18 protein-coding genes are annotated in these 19,726 nt (G+C 37.7%); 1 reads left to right on the top strand and 17 read right to left on the bottom strand.

Annotated features, from left to right (window positions below; all coding sequences use genetic code 11):
- Positions 1-60 precede the first annotated feature (60 nt).
- The 14 genes from cmk to dnaE all read right to left on the bottom strand — a co-directional run bounded on the left by cmk (position 61) and on the right by dnaE (position 15,122).
- Entirely contained in the window at positions 61-738 is a 678-nt protein-coding gene (cmk, locus tag AB3217_RS05620; protein ID WP_057782287.1) for a (d)CMP kinase, read from the bottom strand.
- Positions 739-760: 22 nt separating this feature from the next.
- A complete protein-coding gene (locus tag AB3217_RS05615; protein ID WP_068804870.1) occupies positions 761-1,411 on the bottom strand; it encodes a LysM domain-containing protein in 651 nt (216 codons plus the stop codon).
- Between the two features lie 60 nt (positions 1,412-1,471).
- A complete protein-coding gene (locus AB3217_RS05610; protein WP_057782283.1) occupies positions 1,472-2,938 on the bottom strand; it encodes an ATP-dependent DNA helicase RecQ in 1,467 nt (488 codons plus the stop codon).
- Entirely contained in the window at positions 2,928-3,992 is a 1,065-nt protein-coding gene (locus AB3217_RS05605) for a helix-turn-helix domain-containing protein (protein ID WP_367365785.1), read from the bottom strand. Before AB3217_RS05605 ends, AB3217_RS05610 begins: the two co-directional genes overlap by 11 nt.
- A gap of 6 nt (positions 3,993-3,998) precedes the next feature.
- Entirely contained in the window at positions 3,999-4,715 is a 717-nt protein-coding gene (locus AB3217_RS05600; RefSeq protein WP_057782279.1) for a pseudouridine synthase, read from the bottom strand.
- Positions 4,716-5,306 carry an SMC-Scp complex subunit ScpB gene (scpB, locus tag AB3217_RS05595; protein WP_068804873.1) on the bottom strand — a complete coding sequence of 197 codons (591 nt, stop codon included), beginning with the start codon at positions 5,304-5,306 and terminating at the stop codon, positions 4,716-4,718. It lies immediately after the preceding gene.
- Complete coding sequence (locus AB3217_RS05590; protein WP_057782276.1) at positions 5,296-6,069, bottom strand: ScpA family protein; 774 nt, start codon at positions 6,067-6,069, stop codon at positions 5,296-5,298. Before AB3217_RS05590 ends, scpB begins: the two co-directional genes overlap by 11 nt.
- Entirely contained in the window at positions 6,050-6,421 is a 372-nt protein-coding gene (locus AB3217_RS05585) for an N-acetyltransferase (RefSeq protein WP_367365784.1), read from the bottom strand. The genes AB3217_RS05590 and AB3217_RS05585 overlap by 20 nt, the downstream gene beginning before the upstream one ends.
- Positions 6,422-6,511: 90 nt before the next feature.
- The gene (gene xerD, locus AB3217_RS05580) at positions 6,512-7,399 is read right to left on the bottom strand and encodes a site-specific tyrosine recombinase XerD (protein ID WP_057782273.1); all 888 of its coding nucleotides are present in this window, start codon (positions 7,397-7,399) and stop codon (positions 6,512-6,514) included.
- 7 nt (positions 7,400-7,406) lie between these two features.
- Positions 7,407-8,276: a S1 RNA-binding domain-containing protein gene (locus AB3217_RS05575; protein ID WP_057782271.1), complete on the bottom strand. Its 870-nt coding sequence runs from the start codon at positions 8,274-8,276 to the stop codon at positions 7,407-7,409.
- 15 nt (positions 8,277-8,291) lie between these two features.
- On the bottom strand, positions 8,292-8,747 hold the full coding sequence (locus tag AB3217_RS05570; RefSeq protein WP_057782269.1) for a DUF441 domain-containing protein: 456 nt from the start codon (positions 8,745-8,747) through the stop codon (positions 8,292-8,294).
- 96 nt (positions 8,748-8,843) lie between these two features.
- Entirely contained in the window at positions 8,844-10,607 is a 1,764-nt protein-coding gene (gene pyk, locus AB3217_RS05565) for a pyruvate kinase (RefSeq protein ID WP_057782267.1), read from the bottom strand.
- A gap of 73 nt (positions 10,608-10,680) precedes the next feature.
- Positions 10,681-11,652: a 6-phosphofructokinase gene (gene pfkA, locus AB3217_RS05560; RefSeq protein WP_057782265.1), complete on the bottom strand. Its 972-nt coding sequence runs from the start codon at positions 11,650-11,652 to the stop codon at positions 10,681-10,683.
- A gap of 110 nt (positions 11,653-11,762) precedes the next feature.
- On the bottom strand, positions 11,763-15,122 hold the full coding sequence (gene dnaE / locus AB3217_RS05555) for a DNA polymerase III subunit alpha (protein ID WP_260274484.1): 3,360 nt from the start codon (positions 15,120-15,122) through the stop codon (positions 11,763-11,765).
- Positions 15,123-15,260: 138 nt separating this feature from the next.
- Between dnaE and AB3217_RS05550 the strand changes: the two genes are divergently transcribed.
- Positions 15,261-15,440, top strand: a complete 180-nt coding sequence (locus tag AB3217_RS05550; protein WP_057782261.1) for a YjzD family protein — start codon at positions 15,261-15,263, stop codon at positions 15,438-15,440.
- Between the two features lie 50 nt (positions 15,441-15,490).
- On the opposite strand, the gene clpB is transcribed toward AB3217_RS05550, so the two are convergent.
- The 3 genes from clpB to AB3217_RS05535 are packed head-to-tail and all read right to left on the bottom strand — an operon-like array spanning position 15,491 to position 19,625.
- Positions 15,491-18,097 carry an ATP-dependent chaperone ClpB gene (gene clpB / locus AB3217_RS05545; RefSeq protein ID WP_367365783.1) on the bottom strand — a complete coding sequence of 869 codons (2,607 nt, stop codon included), beginning with the start codon at positions 18,095-18,097 and terminating at the stop codon, positions 15,491-15,493.
- Positions 18,098-18,121: 24 nt separating this feature from the next.
- Positions 18,122-18,928 carry a Nif3-like dinuclear metal center hexameric protein gene (locus AB3217_RS05540; protein WP_057782257.1) on the bottom strand — a complete coding sequence of 269 codons (807 nt, stop codon included), beginning with the start codon at positions 18,926-18,928 and terminating at the stop codon, positions 18,122-18,124.
- On the bottom strand, positions 18,918-19,625 hold the full coding sequence (locus AB3217_RS05535) for a class I SAM-dependent methyltransferase (protein WP_057782255.1): 708 nt from the start codon (positions 19,623-19,625) through the stop codon (positions 18,918-18,920). The genes AB3217_RS05540 and AB3217_RS05535 overlap by 11 nt, the downstream gene beginning before the upstream one ends.
- Positions 19,626-19,726 lie beyond the last annotated feature (101 nt).

Genomic DNA, 19,726 nt, shown 5'->3' with positions numbered 1-19,726 from the left:
CTATACTATTCTATCATAGCTGAATTTGCTGATAAAAGCTAGTTAAATAAATCAGAAATCTTATTTTATTTTTTCATTAATGATTTTTGTAATCTCATCAACAACTTGTTCAACGCTCATTGAGGTTGTATCAACTTCGATTGCATCACTTGCCTTGGTTAGCGGCGACACTTTTCGGGTTGAATCTTTATGATCCCGAATTTCAATTTCCTTTTTTAATTGCTCTAAAGGCGTCTCAATTCCCTTACCCATATTTTCTTTGTAACGCCGTTCAGCACGCTCAGAGACACTGGCAATCAGAAATATTTTGACTGGTGCGTTTGGTAAAACAGCTGTACCAATGTCACGGCCGTCCATTACAATGCTGCTTTGTTTAGCGATATCTCTTTGACGATTAACTAGCTCTGCCCGAACACCACCTAAACTAGCAATTGTTGAAACAGAATTCGTAATTTTTGGCTGGCGAATAGCCTCTGTTATTTCATTACCGTCAATGAACACATGCTGAACTGGATCACCTGGTTGAAAAGAGATCTGTGTCTGCTTTAACATGGCCACAACTGCAGACTCATCTGTCAATTCGATTTGGCTTTGAATGGCTTTTAATGTGACAGCCCGATACATCGCACCCGTGTCACAATAAATATAGCCAAATTTTTTTGCTACTAATTTGGCAACTGTGCTTTTTCCAGCAGATGCTGGTCCGTCAATTGCAACCTGTATCTTCTGATTTTCCATGAATAAACAACCCCTAATTTAATTATTTAACCCGTAAACGTTGTCCAGGCTTTAACTCAGAGCTACTTGTTAAACCATTAAGCTCCATTAATTTTTGTTGTGAAATACCATTATTTACAGCAATTCTATATAGTCCTTCTCCAGCAGGAACAGTCACATATTTTTTGGTTGTGCTACTTGATGAACTAGAGCTAGAGCTAGAACTACTACTAGAACTTGAACTAGACGAACTGGAACTGCTAGATGCTTTTGAAGCAGAGATAGCCGCAGCTTTGGAACTTGACACAGCTAAAGAGCTGCTTTTAGCTTTCTCACTTGATGCCTTTTCTGCTTTAGATTTGCTTTTGCTTTCAGAACTAGCTAACTTCTTAGAAGATTTTGCAGCAGCCTTATCAGCAATTGCTTTACTGGAAGCGCTAGCCTTTCTTTTTGACGAAGCAATTTGAGCATTTGTTTGTGGTCGATTAAAATTGTTTTGATTATACTTATAAAACACAATTGGTGAAATGAATAATAAAACCACCACAATTCCGACTACCGTGACAATTAATTTAGTGTAGCGGTATGATTTACGATTTGCCCTTCTTGAAGGCGAACCCATAGGATTATCAGTGCTAGATCGTTGTTTTTCCGTTTGCTTATCATCAGAATTGGTATTTTTATTTTGACTCATTTTCATTCCTCCTAGAAAAAACTACCAGAACAATTGTAACATATCGACTAATTTTCGTGTTTAATTTTTCTGTGAAAATAATTGGTTCAAACGTGTTTGCCACGGAATTAAAGATGATCCATAGGCTATTTTTCCCCCAGGGATATCCTTAGTATCTAAATGAAGTGTTGAAATTGCATCTAATGCACAATCGATCCCACAACATTGTTCATCATGCTTAGGCTCTTCCTCATCAAAATGTGCCAATAAATTTTGACGTAAACAACCATTTTCGTTTACAAAAGCCAACATTTTCATCAAATTAGTTTGTTTAGCTAACTGACGATTCTCAAAAATTTTGCTGACCTCTTGTGCTGATTTATTCTGATTACGATAATAATCCAATAATTGTTTTTGGTCAGGTTCAAATGATGCGCGACTTTCTGGTTTCATAAAGAACGTTTGGACATTTGTTGCACTCGGGAAACTGGCCATGTTGAGCGTACTGGGAATATATTCATCGCCAGCAGTGTACAGTAAAATTGCAATACTTTCCTGCTGATCTCGACCTGCCCGACCAATTTCTTGAAGATAATCTTCTAAATTTCCGGGCATGTGATAATGAATCACGAAGCGAATATTATTTTTATCAATCCCCATTCCAAATGCACTAGTGGCACAAATCACGTCTAATTTACCTTGCATAAATTGTTGCTGGATACGATAACGATCTTGTAAGTCAATATCTGCGTGATAAGCAGCAACTGATCGACCACTTTGCTGGCCGATTAGTTCCGTCATTTGATTGGCAATTTTCTTACTTGAAAAGTAAACGATACCAGATCCACCAAGTGTTTGTAATAATTTTATTAATTTTTCTTTTTTCTCAGCTGATGTTTGACAATGTTCAACTTCCAAATAGATGTTCGGACGATCAACTGAATAAACAACCTGTTCAACTTGATCACTTGCAAGCGCCATTTTTTGGATAATATCTTGGCGTACTGCTTCAGTAGCTGTTGCGGTTAACATTAAAGTCGTAGGCGTCCCTAGTTGTTTACGAAGATCCTTTAGTTTTAAATAATCCGGGCGAAAATCCGGCCCCCATTGGGAAAGACAGTGGGCCTCATCAATAACAAACAACCCAAAAGTCAATCGTCGTAAAGCGTTCAAAACTTCCGGTTGGTTTGCCATTTCGGGAGAAAGATAAATAAATCGATAATCTTGAAGATGATTGAGTGCAAACTGGCGTTGATTATGATCCAACTTGGAGGTTAAGCCAATAACATGTTTTTCACCAAGACGGTTGAGCCGGGCAACCTGATCGTCAATTAATGAAATTAGTGGAGAAATGACAAGAATGGGTTGTCTCAATAGATACCCCAAAAGTTGATAAACTAAAGATTTTCCGGTTCCTGTTGGAAGGACAGCTAAAACATTTTCTTTCAAGCAAAGCCGATGTATTATATCAAGTTGGCCCGGTTTAAACTCGGAAAAACCAAATTTGCTCTGTAATATTTTGTATAACTGTTTATCATCAATTTGCATATTGAATGTGCCCTCTTTCAATCTGAAGTAAACGAAATTCAAAAAAAGAAAACTGCGAGTCTAATTTTGAAACTTCGTCAAATTGCCACTGATTGATAGTATGCGCACCCAAATAAGTTTCTAAATCTGAAGAAAACTTATTTGGAAGAATCAACTGAAAGGGAAAACTCGGTGTTAGAATGGCAGCTTCTAGTAAATGCTCCTTGATTGTATTTAGCTTCACCCGCCGACAATTTGCAACTGCTTGAAGATTAGTGTTTTTTAAATAAAGTTGATAAGACAATGCACTACTAGTTGAAAGTGCAGATGTTGTGAGCCATGGGGACACTATTTGTTGGCATAAAAAATGGGTATCTGAGTCTGCAGAAGCCCACTTCACAAATGCAGCAACGAGCGAAAGACTTCGTAATTTCCAGTTAAATGGCGTTACGTTTAACGCTGTTTTAATTTGCTGATCCGTTAAGCCGAAATCGTCATGACCAATCATGCTATTGGTAAAAGCATTCGCTTCATCAGCAGGAATTGTCAACAAAAAATCTGTCAATTCGGCGTGCAACTTTCTAGGCAGTTCTATTGATTTGTTTTTAACAAACCACTGTTTAGCTCGAGCCATGGTCTGTCCAGAATATTGTAACGGATAATAACGGTTATTTTGATAAGAAAATTCAGATGTGATTTGAATAACTAAATTTAAACATTGCTGAATATTATTGAGATTTGTATGTAAGCCAATTCCACGGAAGTGAAATTGAGAAATATAATCTATAACCGATTTTTGTTCTTGTTTTCCAGTCTTTGTGAGTAAAACTTTACCATCCTGCTGACTTTCAATTAGACCTCTTTTGTGTAGCCTTTTAAGTGCCAACTCAAAATCGTCAGCAGATAACTTGGAAAACAAATTAAAAAAAGGCAGAAGACCATATTGTGCTCCCCAAAAAAGGTTGGACACGGTTCTTCTCCCAATTAGATTATTCAAGAGTACCTTGGGCCGCCGCCATTCTTCAGTACTCAAAAACTGTAATAAAAAATCTGAAAATGTTAAATCCTTTTTCATGATTACCTACCGTCGTGTTAATCGATTAACTTCGTCAGGTTTTAAAGAACGCCATTCGCCCGATTGCAATCCATCTAATGTTAAGAAGCCATACTTCTCACGTTTTAACTTGGTAACAGGATGACCAATTTTTTCGAACATTTTTTTCACCTGATGATTACGCCCTTCATGAATCGTGATTTCAACAATGGCCGTTTTTTTGTCCAAATCTGAACTCATGATTTTGGTTTTTGCAGGAGCTGTCACCTTTTTATCGATGCGCACACCGTGTCTAAGCTTCTCTAATTGATCATTAGTTGGAATACCTTCGACTTTGGCAACATATGTTTTTTCAAACTTATATTTTGGATGAGTTAGTTTGTTTGCTAAATTGCCATCATTGGTCATCAATAAAATACCTGAAGTATCATAATCCAAACGACCTACTGGATAAATTCTTTGTCGGACATCTGGAAAATAACTCATAACCGTTTTACGATTTTTCTCATCTTTAACGCTGGAAATCACACCACGTGGCTTGTAAAAAAGAAGATAAACAAGTTTTTCACGTTGCAAAGGAACCCCATCAACTTCAATGTGATCGTCATCGTCAACTTTAGTTCCTAATACTTTAGTTGTCTGACCGTTAACCTTCACATGACCTGTCGTAATCAAGGTCTCTGACTTCCGTCGAGAGGCGACCCCCGCTTCTGCCATTACTTTTTGTAATCTTTCACTTGCCATCTATTTTGCCTCATTTTCATGTAATTTTTCGTTAAACTGTTTTAAATACAGATCACCGTTATCATCCAGATTATCTGGCTGAATGTCTGGTAACTTTGGTAAATTCTGCAGATTATCTAATCCAAAATAATCCAGAAAATAATCTGTTGTTTGATAAAGAATGGGTCTGCCAGGTTCATCTAGTCTACCAGCCTCATTAATTAAATTACGAATCGTCAACTTCTGGAGCATCGATCCACTTTGAACGCCACGAATATCATCAATTTCAAGTCTCGTAATGGGCTGTTTATAAGCAATTATCGCAAGCACCTCAAGAGAGGCTGGTGATAATTTTGTTAGCTGCGGTGCATCAAAATAATTTTTAATTACTGAGGACATTTCAGCCTTAGTTGCTAGTCGATAAACTTGGCCAAAATTCAAAACAGTTAAAGCAGAGTCTGGATCTTTTTGGTACTTTTTGGCTAATTTATCTAACATTGCTGTTACAGCTGGCTTCATAAAACCAGTCATTTCTGAAAGATCAGCAACGCTTAGCCCATCTTCACCACTGACAAATAAAAGGGCTTCTACTTTTTGTAAATTACTTACCATCTTCTACTTCACCCAAATTAAATAATTTAATGGTTCCCAATTGATCATCTTGTTGGAAAGTTAATTGCCGTTTTTTGACCATTTCTAGCATCGCCATGAACGTCACTACAACACCTGACACACTCACACTGGTTTCAAAAAGAGAGTCAAATATAATTCCATCTGGATGGCCTTGTAACGACCTTTTAATATAATGTGTCCTTTCAACAATGGAAATTGAATCCTCTGCAACAGTTCGATGAATAGGTTGCGCATTTTCTTGTCTGATTAAAACCTTTTGAAATGCTTGTTGCAGCACTTTTAACGTGAGGCCAGGTGCCAAATGAGCTAATTTCATACCTTGGGGAACTGCTGATTCTTCCCTTGTATAATATTGATCACGTTTTCTTTCTTGATCCTGAAGTTCTTTTGCTGCTTGCTGATATTTTTGATACTCCACTAACTGAGTTACTAAATCCAAACGAGGATCAGAATTTTCCTCAGAATCATCTTCTGAATTGAACTCAGTCGGTAAAAGTAGTTTACTTTTGATTTTCATCAAAGTTGCCGCCATGATTAAGTATTCACCTGCAATGTCCAACTGCAACTGTTGATTACGATGCAGATAGGCCAAATATTGTGAAGTGATTTCAGAAATTTGGATATCATAAATATCCATTTTTGCCTGTTTAATCAAATGCAATAACAAATCAAGTGGGCCTTCAAAATCATTAATCTTTACGTTTGGTAAAGTCTCTAAATGATCAGTGTTCTTGTTTTTCATTTTTTGCTTTTTCCCACCTTGCTAATGCAGGCGTTGTTTCAATCATTCCCATCATTTGCAGGTCTGGATAATAGTTAGCTAACGAATCAAAAATATCACTTTCGTTGGCCTCCGTTTGCTGTTGAGGAATGAATGCCAAATGATGAATCATCAGATAGTGATCTTGTTTTTCAACGCCTACTAATCCGATAAAATCGCCACTTTCATTCTTTTGCAGATATAAATTACGATCATCATTAGTGGCATACCACTCTAGTTCGTGGTTAATGCGATCAATATCTTTAAGCCCTGGAATGAACGACAACAATCCCATAACTATTTTTTGGAAAGAATCTCTATATTTTACTAACAAGTTGAACTCAGCCTCCTAGGGGTCTGTTCAATTAAAAACATAAGTGTTACTAATAACTTTACCATATTTTAAAGATACCCACAATTTTGCTCATGCTCGTGGATGGTATTTGTTGTATACATCGGTCAAATGTTTTTTTGTTACATGAGTATAAATTTGGGTAGTCGAAATATCAGCGTGACCAAGCAATTCTTGAACAGTTCTTAAATCTGCACCATTTTCTAGTAAAGTAGTCGCAAAAGAGTGGCGTAGTGTATGAGGGGTAACATCTTTTTCGATACCTGCTTTTTTGACTATGACTTTTAGATTTTTCCATATTCCCTGTCTGGTCAATTGTCTACCGTGATTGTTCAAAAAAACATAGGGGCTTTCTCGGCCATGTAATAACTGAATTCGTGCATCTGTTAAATAACTTTCTAGCCATTGAATAGCGACATCGCCAATGGGAATAATTCGTTGCTTATTTCCTTTCCCAATTGTTGAAATTAGACCCATTTCTAAACGTAAATCATCTAGTTTGAGGTTCGCAGCCTCACTCACCCGTAAACCGGTGGCATACATAACTTCTAACAGTGTTCGATCACGTACACCCAACTTCTTATGAGTGTCTGGGACTTTTAAAAGTGATTCAACTTCGGCAGCACTCAATACTTGAGGTAAATGATGAGCTGATTTTGGTGTGTCAATTTTTAACATTGGATCCATTGTGATTTTATTTTGAGCCATTAAATAATTAAAGAACTGGCGTAAACTTGTCACAGTATGAATCACTGAATTTCTTGATTTATTTTGATCATCACAAAATTTTAAGTAGTTCAAAATAGTGTACCGATCAATTTGATTAAATTCTGAAATTTTTTGAATTTTCAAAAAATCAAAAAATTCTGTCAATTCCTGACGGTAGGAAATAATGGTATTTTTAGTTAATCCCTGTTCCACCAGGAGGGCATGTAAATAATCTTGAAGTTCATTGTCCATTAATATCTCACTGCACTTCTTCTTTTAATTTTAATTGACCATCTTCTTGTGTCACAGCCCCTGCCTTTAGTAAATGGCCAACGGCTCGTTTGAATTGTCCCTTACTGATTCCAAATTCAGTTTTGATTTCAGCTGGACTACTTTTATCAGTAAAAGGTAAGGCATGGGTTTCATCATGTTGGAGCATTGCTAAAAGCATTGCAGCATCATCACCAATTGCTTCATAGCTACGCGGTTTTAAAGAAAGGTTTAAAGTCCCGTCGGGGTGAATACCAATTACGCGTGCAGAGACTTCTTCTCCTAACCGTGGTTCTTGATCCCGCTCATTAGGATGAATAAAACCTAAGTAGTAGTCACTGGTGATAACCAGTGTGCCCACTAATTTCAGACGATAAACAGTTGCTTTCAAATTTTTATTTTTCAATGTTTTGGGGGCCTTTTGCGAAATTTCTTGGAAAGTTGTTTCATCTGCCAAGGTTCCCCACATTCGATTTTTTCGATCAATCCGAAGACTAATCATCAGATGATCACCTTGTTGTGGCCATAGACTTTTAATGGTCGGCAATTCATCAAGTGAAACCACCATATCCTTGTTGGGCAACCCAATGTCCACAAATACACCCAAATCACGGCGACTTTGAACGACCGTTCCAAATCCCATTCTGCCGACTTGGATTTTGGGTACATTTGAAGTGATTTGTAGTTTATGATCTTCATTTTCATAAGCAAAGCCTTGAAAATGCCCGCCAATATGCAATGGTTTGATTGATTCCGTTTTATCTAGTTGAAAAACAACGCCTTCATTTTGAAGAAAGTAATATTTTTCGTTTTCATCAGTCATCTTTACATCAATGACTCGTCCTAATAAATTGTTCATGATAACTCCTTAAAATTAAATTTTTACGTTAAGTATTTGAAGGATGCAGAATGCAATTCCTGAAGCAATAATGGGTCCCGCCGCGATGCCCTTTAAAAAGACAACACCAAGAATAGTCCCAAAAACCAAAGCAACTGTCACCTCTGGTGAGACCGCAAGAAAACTAACACCTCGTGCCGAAAGAATTGATACTAATATACCACAAAATACTGCAATCCACCCGACCGGAGATTTAAAAGCATTTATCAGATCTTGAAAACCAATTCGACCGGTTGCAATGGGAATCAAAATAGCAATAGAAATAATAGTAACACCCCAGTTAATTCCTTGTTTTTCAACCAATTGTAATATTCTTTGCGAATTAGGAATTGCCATTATTATCAAAACTACGGCTGCCGCGACAATTAGCGACTGATTCTTTCCCCAAATGGCAATAGCTAAAATACCAATTAAAAATAGCCAGCTTCCCATGTAATTCTTCACCCTTTCACTTCAACTATGTATTAAAAAGACCGCTGTCCAAAAACAGCGGTCTTTCCAGTAGTATAAACTACTTTATAACTAACTTTAGATAGCGTTTGAAGCACCGTGATAGATAACACCACGACGTGAATCAACTGTAATCAATTCATCATCTGAAAGGATTGAAGTTGCATTCTGAACGCCAACAATAACTGGGATTCCCATTGAAATTCCAACAACTGCGGCATGTGAAGTCAAACCGCCATTTTCAACAACTAAAGCGCTAGATTTCTCAATAGCAGGCAAGTAGTCTTTATCGGTTGTCTTTGTAACAAGAATTCCGCCTTCAACTGCTTTATCGTTTGCTTCTTTTGCAGAAGATGCAATAACTGCTTTGCCAATAACTGTTTCATCGCCAACACCTTGACCAGATGCTAACTTAGAACCAATTAATTGGAGTTTCATCATGTTAGTTGTTCCACGTTCACCAACTGGAACACCAGCAGTGATAAGGATTAAGTCGCCTTCTTTAGCAAAGCCTAAATCAACAGCTTTGTTAGCAGCTAAGTCAAACATATCATCTGTTGTTGATGGTTTTTCAGTAACGATTGGGTGAACGCCCCATTCAACTGTTAAACCACGACGAGTACGTTCGTCAAATGTGATAGCTAAAATATCAGCATTTGGACGGTATTTAGAAATCATTTTTGCAGTGTAACCAGATTCAGTTGCAGCAACAATTGTTTTAACGCCTAAGTTCTTTGCAGCACGTGCAACAGCGGCACCAATTGTTTCAGTAACATCACTTTGGTCAAACTTGTTGATTTGTAAGTTACCATCTTCGGCCATAGCATTTTCAGCTTTTTCATCAATTTTAGCCATAGTTGCAACAGCTTCAACAGGGTAAGCACCGTTAGCACTTTCACCTGAAAGCATTGTTGCATCAGTTCCATCCCAAACAGCGTTAGCAACATCAGATGCTTCGGCACGTGTAGGACGTGGGTTTTCAATCATTGAATCCAACATTTGGGTAGCTGTAATAACAGGCATACCAAGTGCATTACATTTCTTGATTAATGATTTTTGAACCAAAGGTACATTTTCTGCAGGAATTTCAACACCCATGTCGCCACGAGCAACCATAATTCCATCAGCAACCTTTAAGATCTCGTCAGCGTTGTCGATACCTTCTTGTGATTCAATCTTAGGGAAGATTTGAACATCAGTCATGTTCTTTTCTTCCAAAAGTTGACGAATATCTAAAACGTCTTGAGGTTTACGAACAAAACTTGCAGCAATAAAGTTAATGTTCATGTTGTCACAACCAAAACGAATATCGCTTGAGTCTTTTTCAGTAATACCAGGAAGATTAATTGAAACACCAGGTGCATTTGTTCCCTTACGAGAGCCAAGAACACCATTATTCATAGCATGAACAACTAATTCTTTGTTTTCTTCATCTTTTTCGTCGATCTTAAAGTCAAGTAAACCATCATCAAACAACACATGGCCACCAACATGTACATCATCATACAAACCAGCATAAGTAACAGCAATCTTATCCTTAGTTGTGTCTAATGAGTCATCCATTGAGATACGTGCTTTATCACCAGTGTGATATTCTTGATTACCATCTTTTTGAACTGTAGTACGGATTTCTGCACCCTTTGTATCTAATAAGATACCAACAGTTTTTCCAGTAATCTTTTCTGCTTCCATAACTTTGTTATAGCGGTCTAAATGTTCTGCATGATCACCATGTGAAAAGTTGAAACGGAAAATATTTGCACCAGCTTCAATTAATTTAACAATTGTATCTACTGATGTACTTGCAGGACCAAGTGTTGAAACAATCTTGGTTTTCTTCATAACTATATCTCTCCCTTGATTAGTTTATAAAAAGACTTTAATGTCGTTTTTACCAGAATTTAAAATCTTATCTTTACTTAAATGATAAATCTTGATTCAAATCATATAACGATGAATCAGGTTGATGCTTTGCGTTGAACAAATCAGTGATGTCATGAGCCTGAACCTTATTATCTAAGATTCCAACTGCTAAACCACCCTTGCCTTGTAACAACAATTCAACAGCATAAGCACCCATTTTGCTAGCCAATACACGATCACGAGCTGTTGGTCGGCCACCACGTTGAACGTGACCCAAAACAACGGCACGTGCATCGAAATCACCATATTGTTTAAGCTTTTCTAAGAATTCTGGTGCAGCATCAGAATTAGCATCGCCTTCAGCGATAACAATAATTCCGTAATCCTTACCATCAACTCGGTTACGCTTAAGCTTTTCAGCAATTTCTTTGACATCGTAATCATGACCAGGAGCCACAATTGCATCTGCGCCGGTAGCAACACCAGCCCAAAGTGCGATATCGGCTGCTTCACGGCCCATTACCTGAACTGCAAAAACTCGTTGATGACTCTTTGCAGTATCACGAATCTTATCAATTGCGTCAACTGCTGTGTTTAAAGCAGTATCAAAACCAATTGTAAAATCAGTGTATGGAATATCATTATCAATTGTTCCCGGAAGACCAATTGTGTTATATCCATGTTCAGTAAGTCGTAAGGCACCGTGATAAGAACCATCACCGCCAATAACGACTAAAGCATCGATACCGAACTTCTTAAGCTGTTCAATACCTTTTAACTGTCCTTCTACTTGGGCAAACTCAGGATAACGAGCAGAATATAATAATGTTCCACCTTCATCAATTGAGTCGTCCAAATCAGCAGCAGCAAACTTATGAATATCTCCAGCAACCAAGCCGGCAAAACCATAGTTGATTCCGTAAGCTTCGAGGCCAGCGCTGACTGCTTTCCGTGCAACTGCACGAATTGCAGCGTTCATAGCTGGTGCATCGCCACCACTGGTTAAAATACCAATGCGTTTCATTTCTTCACCTCAAGTAAAAAATTATTGAGTTTCACAAACTTCAAGTATAATTTTAACACTTTTACATTTGAATGTCTGTATTCTTATCGAAAAACATCACTTACAAATCCCTAGATACCAGTACTTTTCATAGATTGCAAAACAGCATTTCCTTTACCTAACAGGTTTGTAAGCGCTGAATTTGTTTCATCAGAATTGCTTACCCAAAGTTGTTTTTCTAACAAAATTTTTCTATCCGTTTTCGGATAGAACAATAGGACAGGAATTGAACCGGGATTATCCCTTAAAATTTGTTCCAAGCGTTTCCGAATCAGCGGTGTTTCTTCTTGAATTCTTAATACCCACCGTTGTTTAAGCGAATCTTCGTTTTTCTCAATGCGATTGGCCAATTGAATGCGATTGGCAATAATTTGAAGCCCATTGCGTTCGTCTACTTTGCCTTGCACCAAAATTACATGTCCTTTTTCTAAAAGATCCGCAGTAATCTTATATTGGTCAGGAAAAACGGTTATATCAATTTCACCAGTAAGATCACTACCGGTTACAAAGGCCATTTGCTCGCCACGTTTGGTGCGAATAACCCGTGTTTTATTGATATAAAGCAAACAAATTGCTGATTGATTTACATTTAAGCTTAAAACATCTGTTATTTTGAATCGTTTGCGTAATTGATCAAATTGTTCAACAGGATGCCCCGACAAATAGGCCCCCAAAAATTCGTTTTCCTTTTCTAACTTAATATCTAAAGCTAAATCTGGCATTTTGGAAATCTTTGGAGTCAGTTTTTCAAATAAGCTCATGCTACTGCCACTCAAGGAAACACCATTTAAAAGATCCGGTAAAACATTCAAGAGTTCTGCCCGATTGTAACCAAATGAATCAAAAGTTCCGGCATAAATAAGAGCTTCCATTAGATCTTGTTTCAGCCATTTAACGGGTATGCGTTGTAAAAATGCTTGCAAATCGAGAAAATTGCCATTTTTCTTTCGTTCCGTCAAGATATCAGAAACGAAATCACGACGGACACCTTTAATACAAGAAAGTCCGAAAACAATGTGATCATTTTTTAAAATAAATGTCGATTGACTAATATTAATATTGGGCGCCAAAACCTGAATGTCATGTTGTTTGGCTTCTGATAGATAAAGCTTAATTTTGCCGGGATTGTTAATAACTGAATTCATCAAGGCTGCAAAGAATGCTGCAGGATAATGTGCTTTTAAGTAAGCTAATTCAAAAGCCATTTTCGAATATGCCACAGCATGTGATTTATTGAATCCATAATTTGCAAACCGTTCGATATAATCATAAACTTGTTTAGCTGTTTGCTTGGAATAACCTTTTTTTAATGCTCCAGAAACAAATTTTGCCTTCATTTCATCAATAACTGAACGTTTTTTCTTACTCATCGCTCGTCTTAATAAATCGGCTTCTCCAAGGGAAAAACCACCCATAACTGAGGCAACTCGCATAACTTGTTCTTGATAAACCAGAATACCAAATGTACTTTTTAAAATTGGTTCAAGTGTTGGATCTGGATATCGTACTGGTTCTTGCCCTTTTTTACGCTTAATAAAGGTTTCAATATTTTCCATTGGTCCAGGCCGATACAAGGCATCCACTGCCGCCACTAGATCAAATGTTTCTGGATGCAACTGACGTAAAACATTTCGGATCCCCGCTGATTCAAATTGAAAAACACCAGTCGTATCAGCAGTTTGAAAAAGTTGTAATGTTTTTTTGTCATCCAGGGGGACATCTGAAATTTTAAACTGTGGATTTTTTGTCTTGGTAATGATGCGAATTGCGTTTGCCATAATGCTGAGATTCCGAAGACCTAGAAAATCCATTTTTAACAAACCAAGGGCTTCAACAGTATCTTTAGGATATTGGGTTAGTAAAAGTTCATCACTCCCTGATTGCAAAGGCACCACATCACTCAGGTTTTGGGCACTTAAAACCACGCCGGCTGCATGCGTTGAATAGTGCCGTGGTAATCCCTCAATTTGATGGGCAATTTCAAATAATAACTTATTTTTAGAACTGTCGGCTATCCAATTTTGTAGCTTTTGCGACTGTTTAACCGCATCGTCTAAAGTAATTTTCAAAACGCTGGGAACCAGTTTGCTTAGTGAGTTAATTTCATAAGGAGCCATTCCAAATACACGCCCCACATCCCTTAAGGCCTGTTTAGCAGCCAAAGTCCCGAAAGTGATGATCTGCGAAACATGAGTGTGGCCGTATTTATCATGTACATATGCTAGTACCTCGTCCCGTTTATTATCTGGAATATCCAGATCAATATCCGGCATCTGTGCGCGTTCAGGATTCAAAAACCTTTCAAACAAAAGATCATACTCTAAGGGGTCAACATCGGTGATTTGCAAGCAGTAGGCCACTAAAGAACCAGCTGCAGATCCTCGTCCTGGTCCTGTTGTAATATCATTATGATGCGCAAAATTCATGACATCCCACACGATTAAGAAATAATCATCAAACCCCATTTGATCGATCACGTTCAGCTCGTGGCTTAACCGCTGTTGATAAGCATCTGAATCTAGTTTTTTTCCTTGAAGGCGCTCTGTTAATCCTCTTTGTGTTAATTGTTGCAAATAAGTTTTTGAATCTAGCCCCTCAGGAACTGTAAATTCAGGAAGTTCTGGTTTCTTAAATTTCAAGGTCACATTACAATTTTCGGCAATTGTAGCCGTTAATTCCATGGCTGCCGTTAATTGATTTTCTTGATAAATTGCCTCATAATCTTTTTCTGGGTGTAACCAGTTATTTCCTTGATAGTTTTCAAATTGTTCCGGATTTCGAATAACTTCGCCCTTATCAATGTCACGCAAGACTTGGGTAGCAAAGTGATCCGTGGAATTAAGATAGTTAACTTCTGGAAGTGCGACAGTGGCAGTTTGCGTCAACTTTGCCATTTGTTGAAGCGTATTTTGAAGCACTGCAGACTGCTGCACATTTACCCCGATTAAAACACTTTGCTCATCAGCAAAAGTTTGAATTTGTTCCAGCAAATTTTGTGCAGCCTGCGTATCACCACGTTCAACTAATGTCACTAGTTCAGAGCTGTTGGCAGGAAAAATGATGTAAAGATGTGATAGTAGGTCCGTAATTTGTTTGTAAAAAAGATCTGATTCACTAGTTTGTGTATTCTTGAGAGTACTAATTTTCATGAGGTGCTGATAACCAATTTGGTCCTTAGCTAAAAGAATCACCGGAAAACGATTGGTTGCGTCGAGTGCGCCAAATAACTCCAGTTTTAATCCAAGAATAGGCTTAATGCCTTCTTTTCGGCATGCATTATAGAAATCAACCAGCCCATACATAATATTCGTATCCGTAAGAGCAAGTGAAGAAAATCCCCTTTGCTTAGCCGCTTTTGCTAATTCACTAATTCGTGTTGTACTTTGTAATAAACTATAACTGCTTGTGACTTGTAACGGCACAAAAGCCATAATGTCACCTCTCTTCCCAATAAGTTTCATTACTTTCATTATACAAAAATATCATCAATAATGAACTAGCAACGCTTTAAATCGGTTGATTTTTGTTGAAATTGTGCTAAACTATTTCTGATTGCGAGGTGTCCTGTAATGAAACAAATTGTCGTTATTTTCTGGTCATTTATTTTTGGTGAAGTTATTGGAGCTGTCGGGGGTGCCCTTGAAGTCATGACGTATAAACCTTTGACTATTGGTATTATTGCTGCCGTTGCAGCTTTGATTACTTCCAATGGTATTAGCTTATTATCTAAAAGTGATTCAGTTAAATAAATCTTTTTAAAGAAAAACGAAGATGAACTATCATCTTCGTTTTTTTGTCCTTATTTTTCTTCTAATGTATTATTTTTGAAAACTAAATGATCAGAATCCAAATCAATTTCAACCTTGGTGTGAGGTTTAATTCGTTGTGAAATAATCTCTTTGGCCAGTGGTGTTTCTACCTCTGTTGAAATGTAGCGCCGTAACGGCCGCGCCCCGTAAGCCGGATCGTAACCCTGTTTAGCAATCCATTCCTCAGCAGCCGTAGAAATTTCCAACTGAATAGCCTGATCTGCTAATCTTGTTGATAGTTGGTTAATCAGCTTACCAACAATTTTTTCAATATCCTTTATATTTAGTGGGGCAAACATAATAATATCATCAATTCGGTTTAAAAACTCTGGCTTAAATTTAGTTTTGGTGAGTTGCTGAACGGCTTGTTTAGCAGATTCAGAAATATCTCCGTTTTCATCAACTCCATGCAAGAGAATGTCGGAACCTAAGTTTGATGTCAAAATTAAAATCGTATTCTTAAAATCAACGGTTCTCCCTTGCCCATCAGTTAAACGACCATCATCCAAAACTTGAAGCAAAATATTAAACACGTCTGGATGAGCTTTCTCAATTTCATCAAACAAAACAATGGTATACGGATTACGGCGAACCGCTTCCGTTAGTTGGCCGCCCTCTTCATAACCAACATATCCAGGAGCAGCACCCACTAAACGAGAGACTGATTCTTTTTCCATATATTCTGACATATCAATTCGAACCATATGCTGTTCGGAATCAAAAAGGTTTTCTGCAAGTGCTTTTGCGAGTTCCGTTTTTCCTACTCCTGTGGGCCCTAAAAACATAAAGGATCCCAACGGTCGGTTAGGATCTTGAAGTCCAGCCCGTGAACGTAAAACGGCATCCGCAACAGCATCAACTGCTTCATTTTGACCAATGACGCGTTCATGTAAACTATCTGCCAAATGCAGTAGTTTTTCACGTTCCCCTTTTACCAATTTGTTGACTGGAATCCCGGTCATTTTGCTAACAACAGTGGCAATTTCATTTTCTGTGACAGATTGTTCAACCAACCAATGGTCAGAATCTTTTTGTTCTTTGTTTTGTAAACTAGTAAGTTCAGCTTGTAATTTTGGGATAACCCCGTGTTGAAGTTTGGCAGCCTGTTCCAAATCATAACTATTTTCGGCTTCTTCAAGTTTATGTTTGGCTTCGTCCAATTCGGTTCGTTTATTACTAACGGTCTGAATAGCTTTTTTTTCTGATTCCCACTGTTTTTGAAGACTGTTTTTCTTTTCTCGTGTGTTAGCTAATTCTGAATTTAATTCCCCTAAACGTTTTTTAGAAGCCTCATCAGTTTCATTTTTAAGCGCCGTTTCTTCAACTTCCATCCGCATTAATTGACGATTAGTTTGATCAAGTTCGGTTGGGCTTGAATTCATCTCTACCCGAATGGTTGCCGATGCCTCATCAATTAGATCAATAGCTTTATCTGGCAAATAACGGTCAGTAATGTAACGATTTGACAGATTTGCAGCAGCCACAATTGCATTATCATGAATTTTAACGCCATGATGAATTTCAAAGCTTTCTTTCAATCCACGGAGGATACTGATTGTGTCTTCGATAGAAGGCTCTTTCACTAAAACACGTTGGAAGCGTCGTTCTAGCGCTTTATCTTTTTCCATATATTCGCGGTATTCATCAAGTGTAGTTGCCCCGATGAGATGCAATTCACCACGAGCTAACATGGGTTTTAATAAATTTCCGGCATCCATACTACCTTCTGTTTTACCAGCGCCAACAATATTATGAATTTCATCAATAAATAGGATGATTTTACCATCCGATTTCTTAACGGCCTTTAAAACAGCCTTCAAACGTTCTTCAAACTCACCACGATATTTAGCCCCCGCAATCAAAGACCCCATATCTAACGAAAAAATAGTTTTATCCTTTAAATTGTCTGGCACATCTTTCCGTGCAATTCGTTGCGCTAATCCTTCAACAATGGCCGTTTTTCCAACTCCCGGCTCACCAATTAGAACCGGATTATTCTTAGTTTTACGTGATAAGATACGGATAACATCCATAATTTCTTCATCCCGACCAATGATGGGGTCTTGATGTCCGGCATGAACAAGTTTTACCATATCGACCCCATATTTTTCTAACGCCTTGTACTGTGTTTCTTGATCTTTGGATGTCACGTGATCTCCTCCTCTCATTTTTTTAATTTCTTTTGCTAACTCTTTAGGTTTAACGCCGTTTTTCTTAAGAAAAATGGACAGTGGATCATCTATTTGTAGTAATGCCTGCACAACGATTTCAGAGGAAATGTATTCATCACCCAATTTTTTGCTTAAACGTTCAGCTTCTTGAAAGAGTTTAAATAGGCTACTACTCAATGTTTGTCCATACTGAACATTTTCTCCTTCGACTACAGACGTGGCATCTAATTCTCGGTCAATTTCAGCTTGCAAATCTTGATTGGCTAACCCAAGTTCACCAAATAAGGTCCCTGCCATTTGATCTGGCTGAGCCAAAAACTTAAAAAGTTCCGGAATCCCAATTGTTTGGTGTTTTCGATTAACGGCGACTTTTTGTGCCTCTGCAAGTGCTTCTTGAACTGCATTGGTCAGATTATCTGGATTCAAATTTAATTCCTCCATTCTAATTGTTTAAATAAAAATAAACGGGTTTGTATTTACTCTGGATTCAACAATTTCAATACCATTAGTTTTTACACTGTTCCACGAACGAAATAAGCTTGCTAACTGGGGAATGCAAATTTTTTCAATGTTATGGCCTGGATCAATAGCATTTAACCCTGTGGCCAACATATCATGACCCGTATGGTAGTATATGTCACCAGTTACAAAGACTTCAGCTTTTTTGCTCAAAGCTTGTGGATAAAATTTGCCACCATCACCGCCAAGAACGGCAACTCGTGAAATCATCTGGCCCGGATTTTGGGATACAATTCGTAAACCTTGTAAGTCAAAAACTTGTTTAATCTTTGTTGCAAATTCTAATACCGACATTTTTTTAGATAAATCGCCGACTCTGCCCATACCAAATCGGTTGCCTTGATTATCTGTATAACCATTAAGCAAACGGTTGACGTTGTTTAAGTTCAATTTCTCAGCTAACCAGTCATTCATCCCATTTTCTGCAGCGTCTAAATTTGAATGCGCCGCATAAACTGTAATATTATGTTTGATGATATTGGCATACATCTTATTTTGTGGATTAGCCAGGTCCAAATTATGTGCCGGTCGAAACATGACCGGATGGTGGGCAATAATCAAGTCACAATGTTTGGCAATAGCCTCTTCAACCACTTCCGGACGGACATCTAACGTGACAAGAACTTTTGTGAATTCATTATCTAGATTACCAATTTGCAAGCCAATTGGATCACCAGATTCAGCAAGTTCTTTGGGTGCAAATTTTTCGAGTTGTGCAATAAAATCTCTAATTTTCAAGTTTCAGTACCTTCTTAATCATTTCCGTTTTGTGATTTAGCTTGTCGATGCGATCTTGCGGAACCTTTTTTGCATGTTCCATTTGTTGTACGGCTGTCCGTTCTCTAGCAAGTTCCGCTTCCCATTTTTCTCGGAAAATTTGATTGGGTAAAATTTGCAACAGTTTTGGTCCAAACAAAAGCTGTTCTGCCGAATAAGTAATACGTTCCGTTGTTTTTTTTGCGACAATAACTTCATAAATATGATGATCTTCTTTTAAAATTTGCTCTTTTGTAATTTCGTACTGATGAATCATTAGCCAATTACGAACTCGATTCTCCCCTACATTTGGTTGCAAAACTAAAGTTGTCACCCCTTGAAGCTTTTCTTTGCCAGCTTCTAGAATTTGAGCAATTAAAGTGCCACCCATTCCAGCGATAACAATGGTGTCAATGTGGTCTTCAGGAGAAACGACTTCTAATCCATCACCAAGCCTAGAATTAACTACCCCTTGCACACCTTGTTCGTTAATTTCATTGGTCGCATTTTCATGCGGCCCTTTGACAACTTCACCCGCAATTGCAAACTCAATTTGCTTATTTTTAGCTAAAAATACTGGCAAATAGGCATGATCAGAACCAATATCTGCAATTCGAGAGCCGGACTCGATAAAATTGGCAACGGTTTGAAGACGATTTGAAAGTTTATCTGCATTCATAAAAAGTACCCTTTTTCTTTTTTAAATTATTATATCACGCCTAAATAATTGTCCTAAAAAAAGAATCCAAAGTAAAAAGCGTACTTTTACTTTGGATTCTA

This window comes from Pediococcus parvulus (assembly GCF_964063155.1).
Taxonomy (GTDB): domain Bacteria; phylum Bacillota; class Bacilli; order Lactobacillales; family Lactobacillaceae; genus Pediococcus; species Pediococcus parvulus.
Note: the sequence above shows the minus strand (reverse complement) of the source record. Positions and strands in the feature narration are given on the sequence as shown.

Excerpts from the sequence above, each read along its gene's own strand:
- scpB (WP_068804873.1), bottom strand. The coding sequence starts at position 5,306 with ATGGTAAGTAATTTACAAAAAGTAGAAGCCCTTTTATTTGTCAGTGGT.
- xerD (WP_057782273.1), bottom strand. The coding sequence starts at position 7,399 with ATGGACAATGAACTTCAAGATTATTTACATGCCCTCCTGGTGGAACAG.
- pfkA (WP_057782265.1), bottom strand. The coding sequence starts at position 11,652 with ATGAAACGCATTGGTATTTTAACCAGTGGTGGCGATGCACCAGCTATG.
- AB3217_RS05615 (WP_068804870.1), bottom strand. The coding sequence starts at position 1,411 with ATGAGTCAAAATAAAAATACCAATTCTGATGATAAGCAAACGGAAAAA.
- AB3217_RS05575 (WP_057782271.1), bottom strand. The coding sequence starts at position 8,276 with ATGAACAATTTATTAGGACGAGTCATTGATGTAAAGATGACTGATGAA.
- AB3217_RS05605 (WP_367365785.1), bottom strand. The coding sequence starts at position 3,992 with ATGAAAAAGGATTTAACATTTTCAGATTTTTTATTACAGTTTTTGAGT.
- AB3217_RS05600 (WP_057782279.1), bottom strand. The coding sequence starts at position 4,715 with ATGGCAAGTGAAAGATTACAAAAAGTAATGGCAGAAGCGGGGGTCGCC.
- AB3217_RS05570 (WP_057782269.1), bottom strand. The coding sequence starts at position 8,747 with ATGGGAAGCTGGCTATTTTTAATTGGTATTTTAGCTATTGCCATTTGG.
- pyk (WP_057782267.1), bottom strand. The coding sequence starts at position 10,607 with ATGAAGAAAACCAAGATTGTTTCAACACTTGGTCCTGCAAGTACATCA.
- cmk (WP_057782287.1), bottom strand. The coding sequence starts at position 738 with ATGGAAAATCAGAAGATACAGGTTGCAATTGACGGACCAGCATCTGCT.
- AB3217_RS05590 (WP_057782276.1), bottom strand. The coding sequence starts at position 6,069 with ATGAAAAACAAGAACACTGATCATTTAGAGACTTTACCAAACGTAAAG.
- AB3217_RS05535 (WP_057782255.1), bottom strand. The coding sequence starts at position 19,625 with ATGAATGCAGATAAACTTTCAAATCGTCTTCAAACCGTTGCCAATTTT.
- AB3217_RS05550 (WP_057782261.1), top strand. The coding sequence starts at position 15,261 with ATGAAACAAATTGTCGTTATTTTCTGGTCATTTATTTTTGGTGAAGTT.
- dnaE (WP_260274484.1), bottom strand. The coding sequence starts at position 15,122 with ATGGCTTTTGTGCCGTTACAAGTCACAAGCAGTTATAGTTTATTACAA.
- AB3217_RS05610 (WP_057782283.1), bottom strand. The coding sequence starts at position 2,938 with ATGCAAATTGATGATAAACAGTTATACAAAATATTACAGAGCAAATTT.